The organism is Deinococcus sp. YIM 134068 (genome assembly GCF_036543075.1).
GTDB lineage: Bacteria > Deinococcota > Deinococci > Deinococcales > Deinococcaceae > Deinococcus > Deinococcus lichenicola.
Genome location: NZ_JAZHPF010000017.1, coordinates 1 through 17,255 on the forward strand (window position 1 = coordinate 1; position 17,255 = coordinate 17,255).

Here is a 17,255-nt window from a genome sequence, read left to right on the forward strand (position 1 = left end):
ACTCCTCACACGTCTGGAGTTCCTCGGGGGAGGAACCGCGTGTACCCCCCTGTCGGGCGGCCCTGCTCTCGCATCTCTTCGCCTGTCATGCTCCCCGCCTCGCTTGAGGCTCAGAAAAGATACAGGCCTTTCCCGATCTTGTCAACTCCTCCTCAAGCTGGATTGGGGCGCGGCCAGCGGCGACTTTTCGGGGGCGGCATACTGTGATCATGCTCCGAATTGACGCCGCTGAACTCTGGCTCGTGCGCCTGCCCCTGAAGTTCCGTTTCGAGACGAGTTTCGGGGTGCAGACGGAGAAGCTGGTGCCGCTGCTCGTGCTACACGGGGACGGCGTGCAGGGGTTGAGCGAGGGGACAATGGAATTCGCGCCGATGTACCGGGAGGAGACCATCGCCGGGGCGCTGCATCTGCTGCGCGAGGTGTTTCTGCCGCGCGTGCTGGGCGAGACCTTCGCCAACCCGGAGGCGGTGGAGGCGGCGCTGGGTGGTTTTCGGGGCAACCGCATGGCGCGGGCGATGGTGGAGATGGCCGCGTGGGACCTGTGGGCACGGACCCTCGGTGTGGGGCTGGGAACGCTGCTGGGAGGCCGCAAGACCGAGGTGGAGGTGGGGGTGAGCCTGGGTATTCAGGCAGACGAGGACGCGACGGTGGACGCGGTGCGTCGACATGTCGAGCAGGGCTACCGGCGCATCAAGCTCAAGATCAAGCCGGGCTGGGACGTGCAGCCCGTCCGCGCGGCGCGGGAGGCCTTTCCCGACATCCGCCTGACCGTGGACGCCAACAGCGCCTATACCCTTGCGGACTCGGGGCGGCTGGCGGCGCTGGACGCTTACGACCTGACGTATACAGAACAGCCGCTTGCGTGGGACGACCTCGTGGACCATGCGGAGTTGCAGCGCCGACTGCGGACGCCGCTGTGCCTTGACGAGAGCGTGGCGAGCGCCGCCGACGCCCGCAAGGGACTGGCCCTCGGGGCGGGGCGGGTCATCAACGTCAAGGTCGCGCGGGTCGGGGGCCTCGCGGAGGCGCGGCGCGTCCACGACCTCGCCCACGCCTTCGGGGTGCCCGTGTGGTGCGGCGGGATGCTGGAGAGCGGCGTGGGCCGGGCGCACAACATCCACCTCTCCACCCTGCCGAACTTCACGCTGCCGGGCGACACGAGCAGCGCCAGCCGTTACTGGGAGACCGACGTGGTGAACGAGGGGCTGGAGGCCGAAGGCGGCCTGATGCCCGTGCCGCAGGGTCCCGGCATCGGCGTCACCCTGAACCGGGACTTTCTGGCCGACGTGTCCGAACTGTACGAGGAGCACCGGGCTTGAGCCGTCCCTTCGTCATCCGGGACGTGACGGATCCCTGGGAGATGCGGGCGCTGGAGGACGTGCAGGTGCGGGCCTGGGGCTACCCCGACCGCGAGATATTGCCCGCGACCATGCTCCGCATCGGGGCGCACACGGGGGCGGTGGTGCTGGGGGCGTATCCGGCGGACGAACCCTCTCCCCGCCCCTTCGGCCTCGCCTACGGGTTCCCGGCGTGGCGAGACGGGCGGGTGTGGCACCATTCGCACCTCCTCGCGCTGGACCCCGAGTGGCGGGGCAGTGGGGCCGCCGTCGCCCTGAAGCTCGCGCAGCGGGAGCGGGCGCTGGCGCAGGGGCTGACGCGCATGACGTGGACCTTCGACCCCCTCCTGGCGCGCAACGCCCGCCTCAACCTGGGCAAGCTGGGCGCGCGGGCCGTGAGCTACCACCCCGACTGGTACGCGCTGGGCGGGAGCCGCGAGACCGCCTTCCCCGCCGACCGCCTAATGATCGAGTGGGACCTGACCGCGCCGCACACCGAACGTCCCGCCCCGCCACCACAAGGAGAAACGGCATTGGAGGCAGAGACGGACGGTGGGCCGGGTCGCCCGTGTCTGGAGTTGACTGGGGATCAACTTCTCGCGGAGGTTCCCATTCAGACCGACACTCTCCCCGAAGCCGCCCGCCTCGCCTGGAGACACGCCCTGCGCGACGTGCTCGGAACGTACTTGGAGCGGGGGTACACCGTGACTGACCTCGCCCGGCAGGGGGAGCGGGCGTTCTACGTGCTGACGGAGGAGAACAAATAAAAGCGAGGGAACGTGTCACCAACCACGTCCACTCCTCTCACTTATTTTGAAAGTCAGCGGGGCAGCCCCACTCACCACTTCTTACTCACCACTCACCCTCAGTACGCCACGTTGTACTGCGCCGTATCGCTCACCCAGTCCTGCTGGGACGGGACGGGCTGGGTGGGGGTGGGCGTCACCGGGTTGACGACGATGCTCAGGGCCTGGGCGAGCCGCTGGGGGGAGTTGGCGGTGGGCTTGACCGTGGCGAAGGGCTGCCCGGTCTGGAAGGAGCTGATCTCCGAGAGGTTGAGCGCGCGGCGGCTGGCGACGACGAGGACCTTGTTCACGCCGTAGGGTCCGGCCACGTCGAAGGTGAAGGAGTCGTTCACCGCCGGGAAGGTGCGGACCTCGCCCCTGCGAACGAAGTTGGTGCCGCCGAGGCGGTTGGGGAGAATCTGGTCCACGCTGCCGTCGGGGTTGACGTTGAACAGGTAGACGTAGGCGTCCTCGTTGGTCTGCACGGAGAGCCGGATGCGGTCGCCGACCCGGTAGTTCGGGGTCATGCTGCCGCTGGGGTCGCGGTCCACCCACACGCGCACCGAGAGGCTCGTCTGCACGGGGTTCACGATGATGCTCTGGGTGCTGAGGCGGGGCGCGGCCAGGGCCGGGGCGACGAGGGGCAGCGCGGCGGCGGTCAGCAGGGTCAGGATGGCGAACTTCTTCATGGGATTCCTCCGGCGTGGGAAGCCGCGTCTCCAGAGCCGTTCTGGACGCTGGGTCTCGGCGGCTTGACTGGCCTCACCGTATCCGGGGCCGCCTGATTTCGGGTGAAGCCCGCCTGACTGGACGTGAGGCGGAGTGAACTTCGCCTCATCTGCGAGACGCTTTCCCATCAGCTGGACGCTTTAAGAAGCCCCCTCCACCGTGACCCGCCGCCGCAAAAAGAAAACCCCCGTGCTGGACGGGAGTTCTGCCTGGCTGGGGCACAAGGATTCGAACCTTGACTAACAGTTCCAAAGACTGCTGTGCTGCCATTACACAATGCCCCAAAGGGTCGCCTGCTCACAGGCGGAATGGAGTATAGCCGCGTCCGCACGGGGGGGTCAACCGCTGGCCCCGGCCCCCACGGTGGGCTTCTCGATCACTGTCAACCCCGCAAACTTGAGGAGCAGGCGTTTCTGACCGACGCCGGGGAAATAGGCCAGCACCTCGCGGCGCTCGCCCTGGCCGAAGCCCTGGAGGAGCACGCCCTCGCCGAACTTGGCGTGGCGCACCCGCAGGGGACTCGTCGTGCTCACGGCCCGCTGAATCTCGCGGCTGGGAATGCCGAGGCGGGCGCTGACCTCGGGAAGCGAGAGGCCCTGGAGGTCGAGCAGCTCGCGCGCCTGGAGCGGCCACGCGGGTGGCAGGGCGGGAATCTCGGGCAGGGTAGCGGCGTCGGGTTCCAGCTCGGCGGCGGGCTGAACTCCCAGCAGCGTTTGCAGGAAGGCGCGGGTCGCATGCTTGTCGGTGGGACGCCGCTCCCCACTTGCCAGGAAGGGCGCGTAGCAGCGGCTCACGGCGATGCACTCGTAGCAGCCGTGCGCCTCCTTGCAGCACGTCCTGGCGGTGAGGTCGAGGGCACGGCCCAGCAGGTCGTCCAGATTCTCGAAGGCGCGGCGCGACACCCCGAGGCCCCCCAGCCAGTCGTCGTACAGGAAGAAGTAGTTGTCGCGGCCTTCGCGGAAGGCCCCGGCGAGGTCGTTCTCGTCGCAGGCGACGCGCTCGGGCGTGACCTTTTGCAGCAGGTGCTTGAGGGTGTGCGCGACCGCCGTGGGGTATTCGGTGGCGCGGGCATCCACCCCGATCTCCAGCGCGGAGGTGCGAAAGGGCGGCAGTTCGAGGGGATCGTCGTACAGGTGCTCGGAGAGCTTGTGGTCCTGCATCCGGTCCTGAATGCGGCTGCCGCAGGTCCGGCACGCCCGCTCGGTGGGGTCGGGTTCGCGGTCGCAGCCGGTGCAGACGCGCTCGAAGACCTGCCGCATCATCATGAAGCCGGTGTAGCGGCGGCGGATCGTCACCTCGCCGTGGCGGTAGGCAAGGGCACCCCGCCGCACCCACTCGCCCATGCGGGTCGGGCTGACCTCGATGGCGTACAGCCCGCGTGTGAAGAGGTTGGCCGCGTCGAAGCGTTGCGCCAGGATCGCCGTGCCCGCCGGGTGCTCCTGCCAGCGCGTCACCTTGTACCCCTGCCCGTCGAGCGTGAAGACGGCCCCCTCGTGCTTCTCGGTGAGCGCGTAGTGCTGGCTGGGCGACTCCAGCGGGGTGTCGAAGGCACGCAGGCCCTTCGTCTCCCAGTCGGCCTCCTCCACGACGGCGAACTTGGCGCTGCCCTCGCCGCGCAGGTTCCAGTATTTCGGGGACGGCCCCACCTCCGCCGGGAGGCCCGCCGCCCTGAACTCCTCGTTCGCCCGCCCCCGGTGCCGGGGTGAGAGGTAGGGATTGTTCGCCTCCACCACGGCCTTCTCGATGGGTCCGGTGACGAGTTCGCGGAAGTTGCCCGCGTTGGAGTAGAAGGCGTCCACGGGCTGTGGCACGCCCTGTTCGTTGAGGGCGGGAAGGTACAGCACCAGCCCCGGCGCGATCCGTCCGGCCCGGCCCGCCATCTGCCGGAAGGCCATGCGCGACCCCGGATAGCCGTCGATGATGACCACTTCCAGGTCGCCGATGTCCACCCCGGCCTCCAGCGCGTTCGTGGCGAACATCACCCCGCTTCCCGCCCGGCGGAACTCGGTGAGGCGGCCCTCGCGGTCGGAGGTTCCGGCCATGTAGAGGTGGGTGTGCCGCGCGGAGAGCGGTTGCGCCCGGTAGGTCGAGTACAGCCGCGCGGCCCGCGAACGGCCCCGGAAAAAGGCGAGAACCTTGAGGTTGTGCGTCACGCTGGCGCTCACCACCGCGTCCCAGAAGCGGCGGGGCTGTCCCCGGTGGTCGGCGAGGTAGTAGCGTTTGCCGTGCCGCGCCGCGCCCGACTCGCCCACCTGCACGGCGTCCACCCCGGTCAGCTCGCGGGCGAACTCGGCGGGGTTGCCGATGGTGGCGGTGCTGAGGACGACCTGCGGCCTCGCCCCCAGCGCCCGCGCGAGGTCGAGCAGGCGGCGCAGCATTCCGGCGACCTCGCTGCCGAAGCCGCCCCGGTAGGTGTGCGCCTCGTCCAGCACGATGAAGGAGAGGTGCGACAGAAACTCGCGCACGCGCGGCTGCGTCAACGACCAGTGGAGCTTGTCGGGGGTGGCCGTGACCATCCGCACGTCCTCCCGGAACACTTCGTTCGGCTGGGCACCACCCTGGAACGCGCCGATCTCCCAGCCGAAGCCGCCGCGTTCCCGGAAGGCCGCGAGCTTGTCGCGCTGGTCCTGCCCGAGTGCCACGAGGGGGTAGACGAAGAGCGCGGTCGCCCGTGGGTCCCGCTCCAGCCGCTCGAACACCGCCGGGAAGAACGCGCCCGTCTTGCCGCTCGCCGTCGGCGTCGTGACGATCACGTGTTTGCCGTCCCGCATCAGGCGGTACGTCTCCGCCTGATGGCTGAAGACCTCCGGAAAGCCGAAGCCGCGCGAGACCGCCTCCGACCAGCCGAGGTCCACCGCGTTCAGAGTGTGGGCGGGGGCCGCCTCTTCCTCGTGGAGCAGGGCCGTGCCGCCGCCGAGGATGTCCCGCAGGAACGCCTCCAGGCGGGCGTAGGGGGAGCGGGCGGGCCACACGCTCTTCAGTGTAGGGCGGAGGGGGAAAAGGGTGTGGGGAATGGGGTCACGGTCGGGGGGTATTGGGGGAGGGTGGTGAAGGGGCGGGGCGTCTTGCTTCGGTTTGCCCCCTCCCCCCAGAGGGGGCTGGGGGAGTGGCGCTGCGCTGGGCAAAGGGCCTGTGAACCGCGTATGTGATCGGATTCTCAGCGTGGCAAGGTTTGATCTTGGTGTGCTCTGTTTGGAAGGCCCACCCAGGAAGCTCCGCGAGCAAGGCGTGGTGGTGGCGTGGGCCGTCGGCTCAAAGGTGAGGAGTGGGCGGCGAGAGTGAGGGTTTTTTGGAGGGCGAAGACTGACGTGCTGTGACTTCCCCCCGTCCCCGCCGATAGCCTCAACCTTCGTCCTCAACGCGGAGGAGGAACGTTCTCCCCCGCCCTTCGCTCACGGCACGTCGTCCTCGTCCAGCTCGGGAAGATCGCCGACCGGAAGCTGGACGTGGGCAGTGGTGCCCTTTCCCACCTCGCTCTCCAGCCAGATGCGCCCGCCGTGGGCGTCCACGATGCCCTTGGCGATGCTCAGGCCCAGGCCCGCGCCGCCCTGATCACGGCTGCGGCTGTCCTCCACGCGGTAGAAGCGGTCGAAGAGGCGGGCGAGGTGTTCGGGGGCGATGCCGGGGCCGTCGTCGCGGACGCTCAGGCGCACCTCGCGCCCGTCCTCCTGAGGCTCTCCCGTGAGGGTGACGGTCCTCGCCCCGGCCTTGAGGGCGTTGCCGACGAGGTTGATGACGACCTGCTTGAGGCGGTCGGGGTCGCCCTCGAAGACCACCTCCTGCCCGCCCGCCGTGAGGGCCGTGCCCTGCGCCTGCGCGAGCGGGGCGAGTTCGCGCGTGATCTCGGCGAGGAAGGGACCGGAGAGGACGGGCTGGCGGGTCAGGGTCAGCGCCCCGCTGTCCGAGCGCGCGAGCTGGAGCAGGCTGGCGATGAGGTTGGTCAGGCGTTCGGACTCCGAGCGGATGATGTTCAGGCTCTCGCGCTGCTGGCCGGTCGGGTTGGTGCGGCGCAGGAGGTACGAGGCGTGCCCGCTGATCGCCGTGACGGGCGTGCGGAGTTCGTGGCTCGCGTCGCTCGTGAAGCGGCGTTGCGCCTCGAAGCTCGCCTCCAGCCGTCCCAGCATGGCGTTGAGGGCCGCCGCCAGCGCCTGCACCTCGTCCCCGGTGCGCGGCTCGGGCACCCGCTCGGCGAGGTTCTGCCCCCCGATGCCCTCGGCGGCCCGCTGCACCTGCCGGAGCGGCAGCAGCGCCCGCCCGGCGAGCAGGTACGCCCCCGCCCCCGCCGTCGCCAGCCCGACGAGGAACAGCAGCACGATCACCTGCCGAAGCTGCGCGAGCGTGTCCTGAAGGGCGGTGAGGGGCCGCCCCACGTACGTCACGGCGAAGGTCTCGCGCGGCCCGCCCAGCCCGCTCGGCTTGAGCTGCACCGGCCCCAGCGTGACGAGAAAGCGGTAGCGCGAGACCCGGTTGCTGTACGCCTCCTGAAGGTCACGCTCCACAATGAGCTGCCCGCCCTGCGCCCCGATCAACCGGGTCAGTTCGGCGTCGCTCAGCCGCAGGGGAGTATCGGGGTTCAGCCCGATGGGCGGGCGGCGGGTCGCGTCGGCGAGGGTCCGCACCAGATTGAAGAGTTGCTCACGGGCGGCGGGCGTCTGCGCCCCGTTCAGGGCCGCCCGCAGGCTCGCCGCGTCGTAGAAGGCGAGTTCCTCCAACTGAATCGCGTCGTTCGGGAAGAAGTAGCGCAGGGGCGAGAGGCTCCCGGCCACGTTCTCCTCCCCGGTCGTGCCGGACTCCTCCAGTTGCAGTTGGCTCACGGTCTCCGTGAAGGTGCGGAAGGTCCGCCCCAGCTCCCGGTCGAGGTTGCCCAGCAGGCTCGTCCGCATCAGCAGCAGCGCCGCCACCCCCACCACGGTCAGGAGCGCGGCGAGCAGCCCGGTGTAGAAGAGAGTCAGACGCCAGCGGAGGGTCACGGGTGGCTCCGGGCTGGTGGGGGAAGTCGCCAGTCGCCCGCTGCCAGTCGCCAGGAAGAGGGCCGGAGATTGACGACCTCTCCAGACAGACGAACGCCGGGCGTGGTGGGGTGGTCCCTCACGCCCGGCAGTGTAGCTCCCGCCCCGGCTCCTGCTGCTCTTGCTATTCCTCGCGCAGGACGTAGCCCACGCCGCGCACGGTGTGGATCAGCCGCCGCTCGCCGCCCTCCTCCAGCTTGCGGCGCAGGTAGCCGATGTACACGTCCACCACGTTGCTGCCGCCCGTGTACTCCGGCCAGACCTTTTCCTCGATCTCGAAGCGCGAGAAGACCTTGCCCGGATTGCGCGCGAGGAGTTCCAGCAACTCGAATTCCTTCGCGCTGAGTTCCACGCGACGCCCCCCCCGGAAAATCTCGCGCCCGTCGAGGTTCATCACGAGGTCGGCGACGCGCACCTCGCCCGTCACGGCGGGGTTGACCCGGCGCAGGTGCGCGCGCACGCGGGCGAGCAGTTCCTCGATGGAGAAGGGCTTGATGAGGTAGTCGTCGGCCCCGGAGTCCAGCCCCTCCACCTTGTCCTGAATGCCGTCCTTCGCGGTGAGGATGATGATGGGCGTGTTGCTCGTCTTGCGGATGCGCCGCGCGACCTCCAGCCCATCGAGCACCGGCAGCATCAGGTCGAGGATCACGAGGTCGGGGTTGACCTCCCGGAACTTGGAGAGGCCCGTCACCCCGTCGAAGGCGACCTCCGTCGCGTACCCCTCGGCGGCGAGTTCGAGTTCGATGAAGCGTGCGATATCTTTTTCATCCTCGATGACGAGGACCAGGGGCTTGCGTTCCATGCGGGCAGTCTAGACGCGCTCTCATGAGAAGGCCCCCCCACCGCTTAACCAGTTTTCATGCCGCCCGCAACAACCTCACGCACGCCGTAGGCCCGGCAGTCGGCCCCGAAGCCCGCCAGCGGGGGAAGGAGGCGGGGGAGGAGATGGGCGGGGAATCCCAGTGAGGCCGCCACCTCGCCGCAGGCCAGCGTCTCGCCCGGCTCGGCGGCGTCGCACAGGCGACGGGCATAGTTGACGGGCAGGCCATAGGCGCTCGGCTGTCCGCCCACCGGGCCGGTGATGACGGGACCGAGGGCCACCCCCACCCGCACGCGCAACGTCACTCCCAGTCGGCCCGCCAGCCCCAGCCGCGCGGCCCGTTCGTGGGCCTCGTGCCCGGCGGCCACCCCCGACGCCACCTCGCCCGCCCGCCACAGCGCCAGCACCGCGTCGCCCTGATGCTGCAAGACCCGCCCGCCCCGCGCCTCGAAACTCAGGATGAGCACCTGCACGAACTCCGCCATCAGGGCCGCGTAGTCCTCCAGCGGCAGCAGGTGGGCCAGCCGCGTGCTCTCCACGAGGTCGCCCAGCACCAGACACGCCCGCTGATGGTCGTGCCGCCGCGCCGGAAGAGGAAAGAGCAGATCGGTCATGGAGCGCCCGGACCATCATGACCGACGGGCCAGCTTAAGTAAAGTCCCATCTCGCTCACATAAGAGGACGGTGGGGGCGACAGGTGGGGGAGGTGCCCGCCTCTCTTGATGAGACGGCGTTTCCGAGCATCAGAGGAGCAGGCGTGACTCTCACTGCGTCTGTCCCTCCTTCTTCCCGAACGACCGTTTGAGGTTCTCTCAGCCTCAACTCAGGACCGCTGCCAGTTTGGACGGTCCTCCTCAAACGAGAAAGCCGTGGAGCGGCGGCACCGTCCGGAACGTTGCCCAGGCACCGACCTGCGCTGCCGGAAGCTCCCCGAAGGTCGCCAGCACGAGCGGCAGGCGGGCGCGGACCACCCACACGCGCCGGGAGACGGCGAGGAGCTGACCGACGCCCTCCACCCCGGAGACGCCCACCACGGTCAGGGCCTCTCGCGCCCGGCCCGTCTCGTCCGCCGTCAGCACACGTGGCCCCTCCCCCTGGGAATCGAGAACGCCGTGGACGACCACGCGCGCCGGGCCGGGCCGCCCCCGGTACGGGCCGCTGCGGTCGAAGAGGTAGAGGACCCGCCCGCCCGAGGCGAACTCCAGCAGGGGGCTGCCCTCACGCTGCGGGTACAGGAGGCCCGACGCGGCGTAAGGCTCGTACCTGGACGCGAACTCCAGTTCCGAACTCTCCAGGGTCAAGCCCTTCCTCCCGCCGCCGCACGCATTCGGGCCATTCTAACGGGCACCGCCACCGTCGGCACCGGGGCCGTCCTCCAGCCAGGCCAGTGTGGGCCGGGGCACCCCCGCCGCGTCGAGCACCGCGTCCGCCCGCTCCAGCGCGAAGGTGCCCTCCACCTCCCGCAGGGTGTGGATCAGGACGAGGCCCGTGAGCCGCTCGAGGACCGCCCACTCCACCGAGCCGGGAAGCTGCGCGTCACGTGCCCGGCGCAGGAGCGTGAGGGCGAGTCGCTCGTCCCCGTCCCCGAACGCGGTTCGGGGGGCCGTCAGGTCAGGCTGCGCCACGTCACGTCCACGACCACGCCGAGGAGCATGGTGAGGGCCAGCCACATGTTCGCGTCGAAAAAGGCGACGTTCACACGCCCCAGGTCGTCCGGGTTCACGAGGCGGTGTTCGTACAGCAGGAGGCCGCCCATCGCCAGCACGGCGAGGAAGTACCAGAAACTCGCGCCCGTGACCACGCCCACGAGAGCGAGCAGCCCGAAGGTCAGCGCGTGGCTCGCCGCCGCGATCCGCAGGGCGCGGGGGATGCCGAAGCGGGCCGGGATGCTCCTGATCCCGTGCGCGAGGTCGAACCGGTAGTCCAGCGTCGCGTAGATCACGTCCAGACCGATCATCCAGAAGAGGACGACCGCCCACAGCAGCCACGCCCCCGGCGCGAATTCGCCCGTGACGGCGATCCAGCCCCCCGCCGCCGCCGCGCCGTCCGTCACACCGAGCCAGACATGACACAACCAGGTAAAACGCTTGGTGTACGGATAGCCGATCAGGAAGACCACGGCCAGCGGCAACAGCGCGAGGCACAGCGGATTGAGTTGCGCCGCCGCGAACGTCAGAACGACGAGGCTGACCCCGACGAGCGCCCACGCCTGGGCCGGGCTGACCTTGCCGCTGGGGACCTCGCGGGCCGCCGTGCGCGGATTGCGGGCATCGATGAGGCGGTCGATGACCCGGTTCGCCCCCATCGCCGCCGTGCGCGCCGCCGCCATCGCCACCGTGACCCAGAAGAGGACGTGCCAGCCGGGCCAGCCCGTGCCGTTGGCCTCCATGCTTGCCAGCAGCATCCCCGCGTAGGCGAAGGGCAGGGCGAAGACGGTATGTTCGAACTTCACCAGTTCCAGATAGGTTTTCACGCTCGCGGCGGCCCTCACGATGTCGCAGGATACCCCTCTCACGTCAGCCAGACGCCCCACTCCACAACCGCCCGCGCTCTGCTATTATCTTGACCGCGCAGACGTGGACGAGGCGTAGCGCAGGCCGGTAGCGCACTTGGTTTGGGACCAAGGGGTCGCTGGTTCGAATCCAGTCGCCTCGACCAATTTTTACGTTCAGCGCGTGAGCACGCGGGATTGGTGTAGTGGTAGCACAGCAGCCTTCCAAGCTTCTGGCCTCGGTTCGAATCCGTGATCCCGCTCCAACGACTCAGGCCCCCGACTGGGGGCTTCTCCCTGCTCCCTAGCGTTTGCACCCTTAGCTCAGTTGGATAGAGCAACCGCCTTCTAAGCGGTCGGTCGTGGGTTCGAGTCCTACAGGGTGCGCCACGTTCAGGACGACAACCCCCGGCTCCACACCGGGGGTTCGTCCTGAATGTGAAGTAGGCGGCGAGACGGTCCGCCGGGGACACCTGAGCGTGCCTTCTCACCAGGTCCTCGGGAAGCAGGTTCAGGTGGCGGCGGGGCATGTCCAGGGTGGAGTAACCAATGACGTGCTGGAGCGAGAACACGTCTCCCCCATTCCGCAGGTGGTTCAGGGCGAAGGCCCGCCCAAAGGCGTGAGGAGCCGCGTGTGCCCTGGGCACTTTAGCCTGGCCTGCTCCCCGAGGTCCGCGAGACGCCGGAGCGGAGCGGGTCAGCGGGGTGCCTGCCCTGCCCAGGAGGACGTGCTGCGTGAAGTTGTGGCGTGGCTTGCGGCTCTTGCGGATGTAAAGGTTCAGGACCTCGGAAGACATCTGACCGAGAGGGACCACGCGCTCCTTGTCGCCCTTCCCGATGAGCCGGATGTGCCCATCGGCGCACCTCACGTCGTCCAGCGTCAGGCTCGCCACCTCCACCAGTCTCAGCCCGGTGTCGAACAGGTTGACCGCGATGGTGGTCTCCCGGTCGCGGCAGGCGCACTTGCGGGCCACGTCGAGCATCCGCCGGTACTCCTCGCCGCCCAGCGTCACCATGAGCCGCTGGGGTCTCCTGATGCGCTCCAACCGGGCAGTGAGACTGCGGTCGAGGAGTTCGTCTTTGACCGCCCAGCCGAAGACCTCCTCGAGGGCACGGGAGTGAGCGTTCATCCCTCCTTCGGCAAGGCCCCGCGCTTCGAGGTGTTCCATGAAGCCGCGCAGGTCCGCCACAGTGACTGCCTCAGCTTGCAGGGAGTGGCCCTGCCTTTCCAGGTAGGCACGCAGGGTCCGGGCGGTGGCGTCGTAAGTCAGGGTGACGCGCTGCGCTTACGGCGCTTGAGGTGCCGGGTGTGTCGCTGCCAGAGTTCAGAGTTCGTCGAGGTGCATAACTGCTCCTCCCAACGGCATCCTGGGTTGGTCTGCGACTGACAAACTCGAATCGTTCCGTTCGCTCTGAAAACACGCCCCGAGGAGCAAACTATCCCGCGATTCCCATCTCGCTCATTGAAGAGTCCAAATAGAAATTCCCCGTGCTTGACGGGGAACTTCCTGCTTGGTGGCAAAGGGCGGACTCGAACCGCCGACCCAACGATTTTCAGTCGTTTGCTCTACCAACTGAGCTACTTTGCCGTGTGGCTCCCAGGGGAGGCCTGTTGGCGGTCCGGACGGGATTTGAACCCGCGACCTTCTGCGTGACAGGCAGATATGCTAACCGCTACACTACCGGACCCCGCCGAACGACATGCCGCAAAAAGCAGCGGGATTAAGGATAGCCGCGTCCCCTGGGGATGTCAACACGAGGCGCAGACCTTAAAAGGGCACCGCACGCGCGCTCTGCACGGGGTCGGGGTGGGCCGGGTCGAGGAGCACCTCCAGATACTCGCGGTCGGGCAGGGCGTCGATGATGGCGAAGCCCGTGCCCCGGTCGAGGAGGATGCCGCCGCCGGGCTGGGTGTGGCCGTAGACGCCGAAGCTCAGGCCCGAGCGGCGCACGTTCTCCGGCGTCTCGCGGAACCAGCGTTTGGCGGTGCGGTCGGCGTAGAAGAGGTCGTCGTAGTGGAGGTGCGACGGCAGGGGCGAGACGTGGGCGAATTGCACGCTCCCCACCCGCAGCTCGCGGGGAAAGCCCTCCATCCAGGCGCGCAGGTGCCCCGGCAGGTGCTGACCGCCGTGCGCGGGGTCGAACTCCACGTGGACGAGGCCGCCGCTCGTGCCCAGGACGAAGCGGGGGTCCAGCACGGCGGCGTCGTGGTTGCCGAGCAGGATGTGGACGGCGTGGGGCGCGGCCTCCTGGTAGGCTCGCAGCCGCTCCAGGTGGGCGACCTGTTCCCGCGCCGCGAGGAGCAGGTGGTCGGGGTCGCGGGGGCTAAAGCGGGCCAGCCCGGTCAGCCGCTCGTAGTCGCGCTCGCTCTTGGGGTGAACGAGGTCGCCCAGCAGGACCACCTGATACAGCCCCGACTGCACCGGGGGCGTCGGCTGGAACTGAGCGTCCACGCAGCTCGCCGCCCGCAGCGCCGCCCACAGGCCCGCCCAGTCGGCATGAACGTCCCCCACCGCGATGAACTTCCGCACCCGCCTCGCCTCCCGCTCAGCCCTTGAGAATGGCCTGAAGCTCTTTGTAGATGGCGCGGCTTTCCTCCACCGTCTTGCCGTAGCCGCGCATCGTCAGGTGAGCCATCTCTTTGCCCTTTCCTGCCGCACGAATCTGGTCCACCATTTCCTCGATGTGACGCCGGGCCTTGTCCATCTGCGGGTCGCGGGGTGGCTCAGGCGGAAGGGCCGAGGTGCGGGCGGCGGGCGCAGCCTCCACCTCCGCGTCGAGGTCGCTGGTGTTGGGGCCGTCCTCGGGGTCGTACTCCACCCAGGGGGCCTCGCCGGGGGTGAGCACGCCGAAGAAGCGCGCGGCGTCGGCCAGGGCACGCAACTTGGCGTCGTGGAGGGTGTGACCTCCCGCCAGGCCCTCGCGGGTCGCGCCGCCCACGGTCAGGCGGGCGCGCACCACGGGCGGCTGCACGCTCTCGCAGGTCCAGCCCAGCGACCACCCCGCGTCCACGGGGTCGAGGTGTCGGGCGAGGGTGTCCGGGTCGGGCGCGAGGGTCACGCGGGCCTGGTCGCCGCGCACCTCTGCCACCGCCCAGGCGGTGAGGGCGGCGCGCAGGGCCTCGCGGGTACGGTCGGGATCGGGCATACGGAGGGGATTCTAGCGGGTGGGCAGGAGCGAATGGAGGGTCAAGACCGACTCAACCGAGCGAAGTAGGCCAGGACGTGCCGTTCGTAGATAAACCTAAGTTGTTCATCAAGCCAGCCCTCCAACTCGCTGGAACTCCTCGAAAACGTTTCGACCAGAAGCACCTCTATGTCCGGTAAATGCAAGAACTTCCCGTCTCGCACCGCCTCCCGAAAAAAGTCGTTCTCGGGAAGTTCTATGGTGTCATGCTCCACCCAACAGTCGTTCAACCGGCACAAGAGGTTGATTGCCGATCCCATTCGCAGCAGATCAAGGTCAACCGGAGGGGCGTGATGTGGGCCAACATCTAACTCTGCATCAACAAAACGCAAGGCGTCGAAGCTTCCCGTGTCTATGTTGTGGAAAAAGCCTCCACTCTCTGCCATCTCCACATACATGAATAGAATGTCGCGGATAGTGGCGTGCGTCTCCTCGGTGTTGTGCCATGTCACTTGGTAGCTCATGCAGTCCGCTCCTCTCGCTCTATTCTCCGCCCCCACGCCAGCCCCGCCCCCGCCAGCAGCACGAGCGCCGAGACACCCAGGCCGAGCCTCAGCCCTCCCGCCCCGTCCGACAGCGCCCCGGTGAGGAGCGGACCGAGGGTCTGTCCGGCGGCGAAGATGACGGTGAAGGCGGCGATGCCCCGGCCCCATGAGGGTTCGGGCAGGGTGCGCCGCGTGAGGATGGTCGTGAAGGTGACGACGGCGAGGAAACTCCCGCCGAAGAGCAGGCCGGACAGAAGCAGCGCGGCGGGATGGGTGGAGAGCAGCGGAAGCGCCGCGCCCACCGCGAGCGTGAGCATCTGCGCCGACATCGCCCGAGCGCCGGGAAGATGGGTGGCTGGCCGCTGCCACACCAGGGGGCTGAGGATGACCGCGAGGCCGAGCAGCGCCCAGAACACGGTGACGAGACCGCCCGCCCCGCTCGCCCGCAGGAAGGCGACGATAAAGGTCATGTACGCGATATAGCCGACGCCGAAGCAGGCGTAGGCGGCGAAGGCCCACACGAGGGGAGTGAGGGAGGCGCGCCCCGTTCCCAGACCTCCCGCCGTGCGGTCGGGCAGCCGGACCAGCGCGGGCAGGGTCGCCCCCAGCGCGAGCAGCGACGCCACACCGAGGGCCGCCCACGCTTCCCGCCAGCCGTGGACGAGCAGCGGCGGAAGCAACAGCGCCGAGGCGAGGATGCCCACCCCCGCCCCGCCGTAGAAGACGCCGAGCAGGAGGACACTCCTCGACGGGTGGGCACGCGCGGCCAGCGAGGCGAGCGCCCCGCCCGTCACGAAGACGAGTGCCCCTCCCACCCCGGCCAAGAAGCGCAGGATGAGCAGGGCCAGGGCCGCTCCCGTCAGCGCGCAGGCGAGGAGGGCGAGGGCCGTTAGGGCCAGACCAGCCGCGAAGGTGACGCGTAGACCCAACTGCGCCGCAATTGTAGGAGCCGTCAGTGCCCCGAGCAGATAGCCGACCGCGTTCGCCGCGTTCATGGCACCGGCCAGCGTGAAGGACCAGTCGAGGTCCGCGCGCATGGCGGGCAGAATGAGCGCGTAGGCGAAGCGGGCGAAGCCGAGTGCCACCGCACCCCCGAGGGAGAGCAGGGCCATCCGCCACAGGGCGCGGGGGAGGGAGTCGGAGGGGATCAACGCAGGTGCAGCCGCAATTCCCGCAGCCCGCGCAGGGTGAAGTTGGGGCGGTAGGCGAGCGGTTGCTCGGGCACCCGGTACGCCGAGAAGCGGGTGAGGAGCCGGGTCAGGAAGACGCTCCCCTCCAGCCGGGCGAGGCTCGCACCGAGGCAGTAGTGCGCCCCCGCTGCGAAGGCCAGATGGAGCCGGGCGTTCTCGCGGGCGAGGTTCAGGGTGTCCGGGTCCTCGAACAGGCGAGGATCACGGTTCGCCCCGGCGAGGCTGACGCTCAGGAACGTTCCGGCGGGCAATTCAACTCCTCCGAGGGTGAGGGGGACCGTCACCACCCTACCCGTCCCCTGCACCGGGGAGAGGAAGCGTAACAACTCCTCCACTGCGTTGCCCACCCGCGCCTCCGGGTCCTCGGCGAGCCACGCGCGCTGCTCCGGGTGTTCGTGCAGGGCGTGGAGGCTGCCCGAGATCAGGTTGCTCGTCGTCTCGTGCCCGGCGACGAGGAGGAGGACGGCGTTGGCGAGCAGTTCCTCGCCGCTCAGCCTGCCCCCCTCATCTTCAGCGGCGGCGAGGGCGGAGAGGAGGCCGGGCTGGGGATTCGCACGCAGGTCATCCGCCAACGTGCGGAAGTAGGCGCGCATCGCCCGCGCGTCGGCCTCCACCTGTGCCCAGCGCTCCGGAGTTACGTTCACCCCGCCCAGCAGGTCCGCGATGCTCTCCGACCACATGCGGAAGCGGTCGGCGTCCGTGCCGCTCAGCCCCAGCATCCGCACGATCACGGTGACGGGGAGCGGCGTGGCGAGGGCGGCCACCCCGTCCACCTCCCCCCGCCGGGCCGCGTCGTCCAGCAGTTCGTCGGTGAGCGAGGTGATGAACTCCCGGCTCTCCTCCAGCACGCGCGGGGTAAAGGCGCGCACGGCGAGCGAGCGCAGCCGCGTGTGGCTCGGCCCGTCGTGGAAGAGCATCATCGGACTCATCACCGCGTAACTGGCGCTCGCGCGGACCGCCTCGCCGCCCTCGTAACGGGTGGTGCGGACATGGGGACTCCGCAGCGCCGCCGAGACCTCCGGGTGGCCGGTCAGCAGGGCGACGCCGCGCGAGGAGTCGTGCAGCACGGGCGACACGCCGCGCGCCCGGTGGAGGAAGGCGGGCGGGTCGGCGAGGTGGGCACCGTTCCAGTAGGCGTCCAGCACCGCCGCCGGGGTCGGAGTAGGAGCGGTCGTCATGGACACAGGCTATCCCCCCGCGCGCCTGCTAGCCTGCCGGCATGG

General features: G+C 69.2%; 15 protein-coding genes, 6 tRNA genes and 1 pseudogene. 5 read left to right on the forward strand and 17 right to left on the reverse strand.

Annotation, left to right across the window (positions count from 1 at the left end):
• Window positions 1-209: 209 nt before the first annotated feature.
• Together menC and V3W47_RS14605 are read left to right on the forward strand one after the other, a co-directional pair.
• Window positions 210-1,319, forward strand: coding sequence for an o-succinylbenzoate synthase (menC, locus tag V3W47_RS14600; protein WP_331825959.1), 1,110 nt, complete (start codon window positions 210-212; stop codon window positions 1,317-1,319).
• A 41-nt stretch (window positions 1,320-1,360) separates the two neighbouring features.
• Window positions 1,361-2,104 (forward strand): acyl-CoA acyltransferase, encoded by a 744-nt coding sequence (locus V3W47_RS14605; protein WP_442877231.1) that lies wholly within the window; start codon window positions 1,361-1,363, stop codon window positions 2,102-2,104.
• A gap of 98 nt (window positions 2,105-2,202) precedes the next feature.
• Here V3W47_RS14605 and V3W47_RS14610 read toward each other — a convergent pair whose 3' ends face one another.
• The 9 genes from V3W47_RS14610 to mqnP all read right to left on the reverse strand — a co-directional run bounded on the left by V3W47_RS14610 (window position 2,203) and on the right by mqnP (window position 11,171).
• The gene (locus tag V3W47_RS14610) at window positions 2,203-2,811 is read right to left on the reverse strand and encodes a DUF4384 domain-containing protein (RefSeq protein ID WP_331825961.1); all 609 of its coding nucleotides are present in this window, start codon (window positions 2,809-2,811) and stop codon (window positions 2,203-2,205) included.
• Between the two features lie 250 nt (window positions 2,812-3,061).
• Window positions 3,062-3,135 (reverse strand) — tRNA-Gln (locus tag V3W47_RS14615).
• A 54-nt stretch (window positions 3,136-3,189) separates the two neighbouring features.
• Complete coding sequence (locus V3W47_RS14620) at window positions 3,190-5,823, reverse strand: DEAD/DEAH box helicase (RefSeq protein ID WP_331825962.1); 2,634 nt, start codon at window positions 5,821-5,823, stop codon at window positions 3,190-3,192.
• A gap of 420 nt (window positions 5,824-6,243) precedes the next feature.
• A complete protein-coding gene (locus tag V3W47_RS14625) occupies window positions 6,244-7,821 on the reverse strand; it encodes a sensor histidine kinase (protein WP_331825963.1) in 1,578 nt (525 codons plus the stop codon).
• 163 nt (window positions 7,822-7,984) lie between these two features.
• Window positions 7,985-8,662 carry a response regulator transcription factor gene (locus V3W47_RS14630; RefSeq protein ID WP_010887388.1) on the reverse strand — a complete coding sequence of 226 codons (678 nt, stop codon included), beginning with the start codon at window positions 8,660-8,662 and terminating at the stop codon, window positions 7,985-7,987.
• Between the two features lie 44 nt (window positions 8,663-8,706).
• On the reverse strand, window positions 8,707-9,294 hold the full coding sequence (locus V3W47_RS14635) for an adenylate/guanylate cyclase domain-containing protein (protein ID WP_331825964.1): 588 nt from the start codon (window positions 9,292-9,294) through the stop codon (window positions 8,707-8,709).
• A gap of 240 nt (window positions 9,295-9,534) precedes the next feature.
• On the reverse strand, window positions 9,535-9,981 hold the full coding sequence (locus tag V3W47_RS14640) for a hypothetical protein (protein ID WP_331825965.1): 447 nt from the start codon (window positions 9,979-9,981) through the stop codon (window positions 9,535-9,537).
• Between the two features lie 36 nt (window positions 9,982-10,017).
• On the reverse strand, window positions 10,018-10,305 hold the full coding sequence (locus V3W47_RS14645; RefSeq protein WP_331825966.1) for a hypothetical protein: 288 nt from the start codon (window positions 10,303-10,305) through the stop codon (window positions 10,018-10,020).
• Window positions 10,287-11,171 (reverse strand): menaquinone biosynthesis prenyltransferase MqnP, encoded by an 885-nt coding sequence (mqnP, locus tag V3W47_RS14650; RefSeq protein WP_331825967.1) that lies wholly within the window; start codon window positions 11,169-11,171, stop codon window positions 10,287-10,289. The genes V3W47_RS14645 and mqnP overlap by 19 nt, the downstream gene beginning before the upstream one ends.
• A 90-nt stretch (window positions 11,172-11,261) precedes the next feature.
• Between mqnP and V3W47_RS14655 the strand changes: the two genes are divergently transcribed.
• From V3W47_RS14655 to V3W47_RS14665, 3 genes are all read left to right on the forward strand, one after another.
• A tRNA-Pro gene (locus V3W47_RS14655) sits at window positions 11,262-11,338 on the forward strand.
• Between the two features lie 25 nt (window positions 11,339-11,363).
• Window positions 11,364-11,437, forward strand: a tRNA-Gly gene (locus V3W47_RS14660).
• 47 nt (window positions 11,438-11,484) lie between these two features.
• Window positions 11,485-11,561: transfer RNA gene (locus V3W47_RS14665), tRNA-Arg, on the forward strand.
• Between the two features lie 191 nt (window positions 11,562-11,752).
• On the opposite strand, the pseudogene V3W47_RS19720 reads toward V3W47_RS14665, so the two are convergent.
• From V3W47_RS19720 to V3W47_RS14705, 8 genes and pseudogenes are all read right to left on the reverse strand, one after another.
• Window positions 11,753-12,340, reverse strand: a pseudogene (locus V3W47_RS19720) (tyrosine-type recombinase/integrase); the annotation flags it as partial.
• 344 nt (window positions 12,341-12,684) lie between these two features.
• A tRNA-Phe gene (locus tag V3W47_RS14675) sits at window positions 12,685-12,760 on the reverse strand.
• Between the two features lie 24 nt (window positions 12,761-12,784).
• Window positions 12,785-12,860: transfer RNA gene (locus V3W47_RS14680), tRNA-Asp, on the reverse strand.
• 80 nt (window positions 12,861-12,940) lie between these two features.
• Window positions 12,941-13,702: a metallophosphoesterase gene (locus V3W47_RS14685; RefSeq protein WP_331825969.1), complete on the reverse strand. Its 762-nt coding sequence runs from the start codon at window positions 13,700-13,702 to the stop codon at window positions 12,941-12,943.
• A 16-nt stretch (window positions 13,703-13,718) separates the two neighbouring features.
• Entirely contained in the window at window positions 13,719-14,318 is a 600-nt protein-coding gene (locus V3W47_RS14690) for a single-stranded DNA-binding protein (RefSeq protein WP_331825970.1), read from the reverse strand.
• Between the two features lie 41 nt (window positions 14,319-14,359).
• Window positions 14,360-14,821 (reverse strand): hypothetical protein, encoded by a 462-nt coding sequence (locus tag V3W47_RS14695; protein WP_331825971.1) that lies wholly within the window; start codon window positions 14,819-14,821, stop codon window positions 14,360-14,362.
• The gene (locus V3W47_RS14700; protein WP_331825972.1) at window positions 14,818-15,954 is read right to left on the reverse strand and encodes a YbfB/YjiJ family MFS transporter; all 1,137 of its coding nucleotides are present in this window, start codon (window positions 15,952-15,954) and stop codon (window positions 14,818-14,820) included. The genes V3W47_RS14695 and V3W47_RS14700 overlap by 4 nt, the downstream gene beginning before the upstream one ends.
• A 35-nt stretch (window positions 15,955-15,989) precedes the next feature.
• Window positions 15,990-17,210: a cytochrome P450 gene (locus V3W47_RS14705; protein ID WP_331825973.1), complete on the reverse strand. Its 1,221-nt coding sequence runs from the start codon at window positions 17,208-17,210 to the stop codon at window positions 15,990-15,992.
• Between the last annotated feature and the right edge of the window lie 45 nt (window positions 17,211-17,255).

Coding starts and splice junctions, on each gene's coding strand:
- menC (WP_331825959.1), top strand. CDS start 210: ATGCTCCGAATTGACGCCGCTGAACTCTGGCTCGTGCGCCTGCCCCTG.
- V3W47_RS14605 (WP_442877231.1), top strand. CDS start 1,361: ATGCGGGCGCTGGAGGACGTGCAGGTGCGGGCCTGGGGCTACCCCGAC.
- V3W47_RS14610 (WP_331825961.1), bottom strand. CDS start 2,811: ATGAAGAAGTTCGCCATCCTGACCCTGCTGACCGCCGCCGCGCTGCCC.
- V3W47_RS14630 (WP_010887388.1), bottom strand. CDS start 8,662: ATGGAACGCAAGCCCCTGGTCCTCGTCATCGAGGATGAAAAAGATATC.
- V3W47_RS14635 (WP_331825964.1), bottom strand. CDS start 9,294: ATGACCGATCTGCTCTTTCCTCTTCCGGCGCGGCGGCACGACCATCAG.
- V3W47_RS14690 (WP_331825970.1), bottom strand. CDS start 14,318: ATGCCCGATCCCGACCGTACCCGCGAGGCCCTGCGCGCCGCCCTCACC.
- V3W47_RS14695 (WP_331825971.1), bottom strand. CDS start 14,821: ATGAGCTACCAAGTGACATGGCACAACACCGAGGAGACGCACGCCACT.
- V3W47_RS14700 (WP_331825972.1), bottom strand. CDS start 15,954: ATGGCCCTGCTCTCCCTCGGGGGTGCGGTGGCACTCGGCTTCGCCCGC.
- V3W47_RS14705 (WP_331825973.1), bottom strand. CDS start 17,210: ATGACGACCGCTCCTACTCCGACCCCGGCGGCGGTGCTGGACGCCTAC.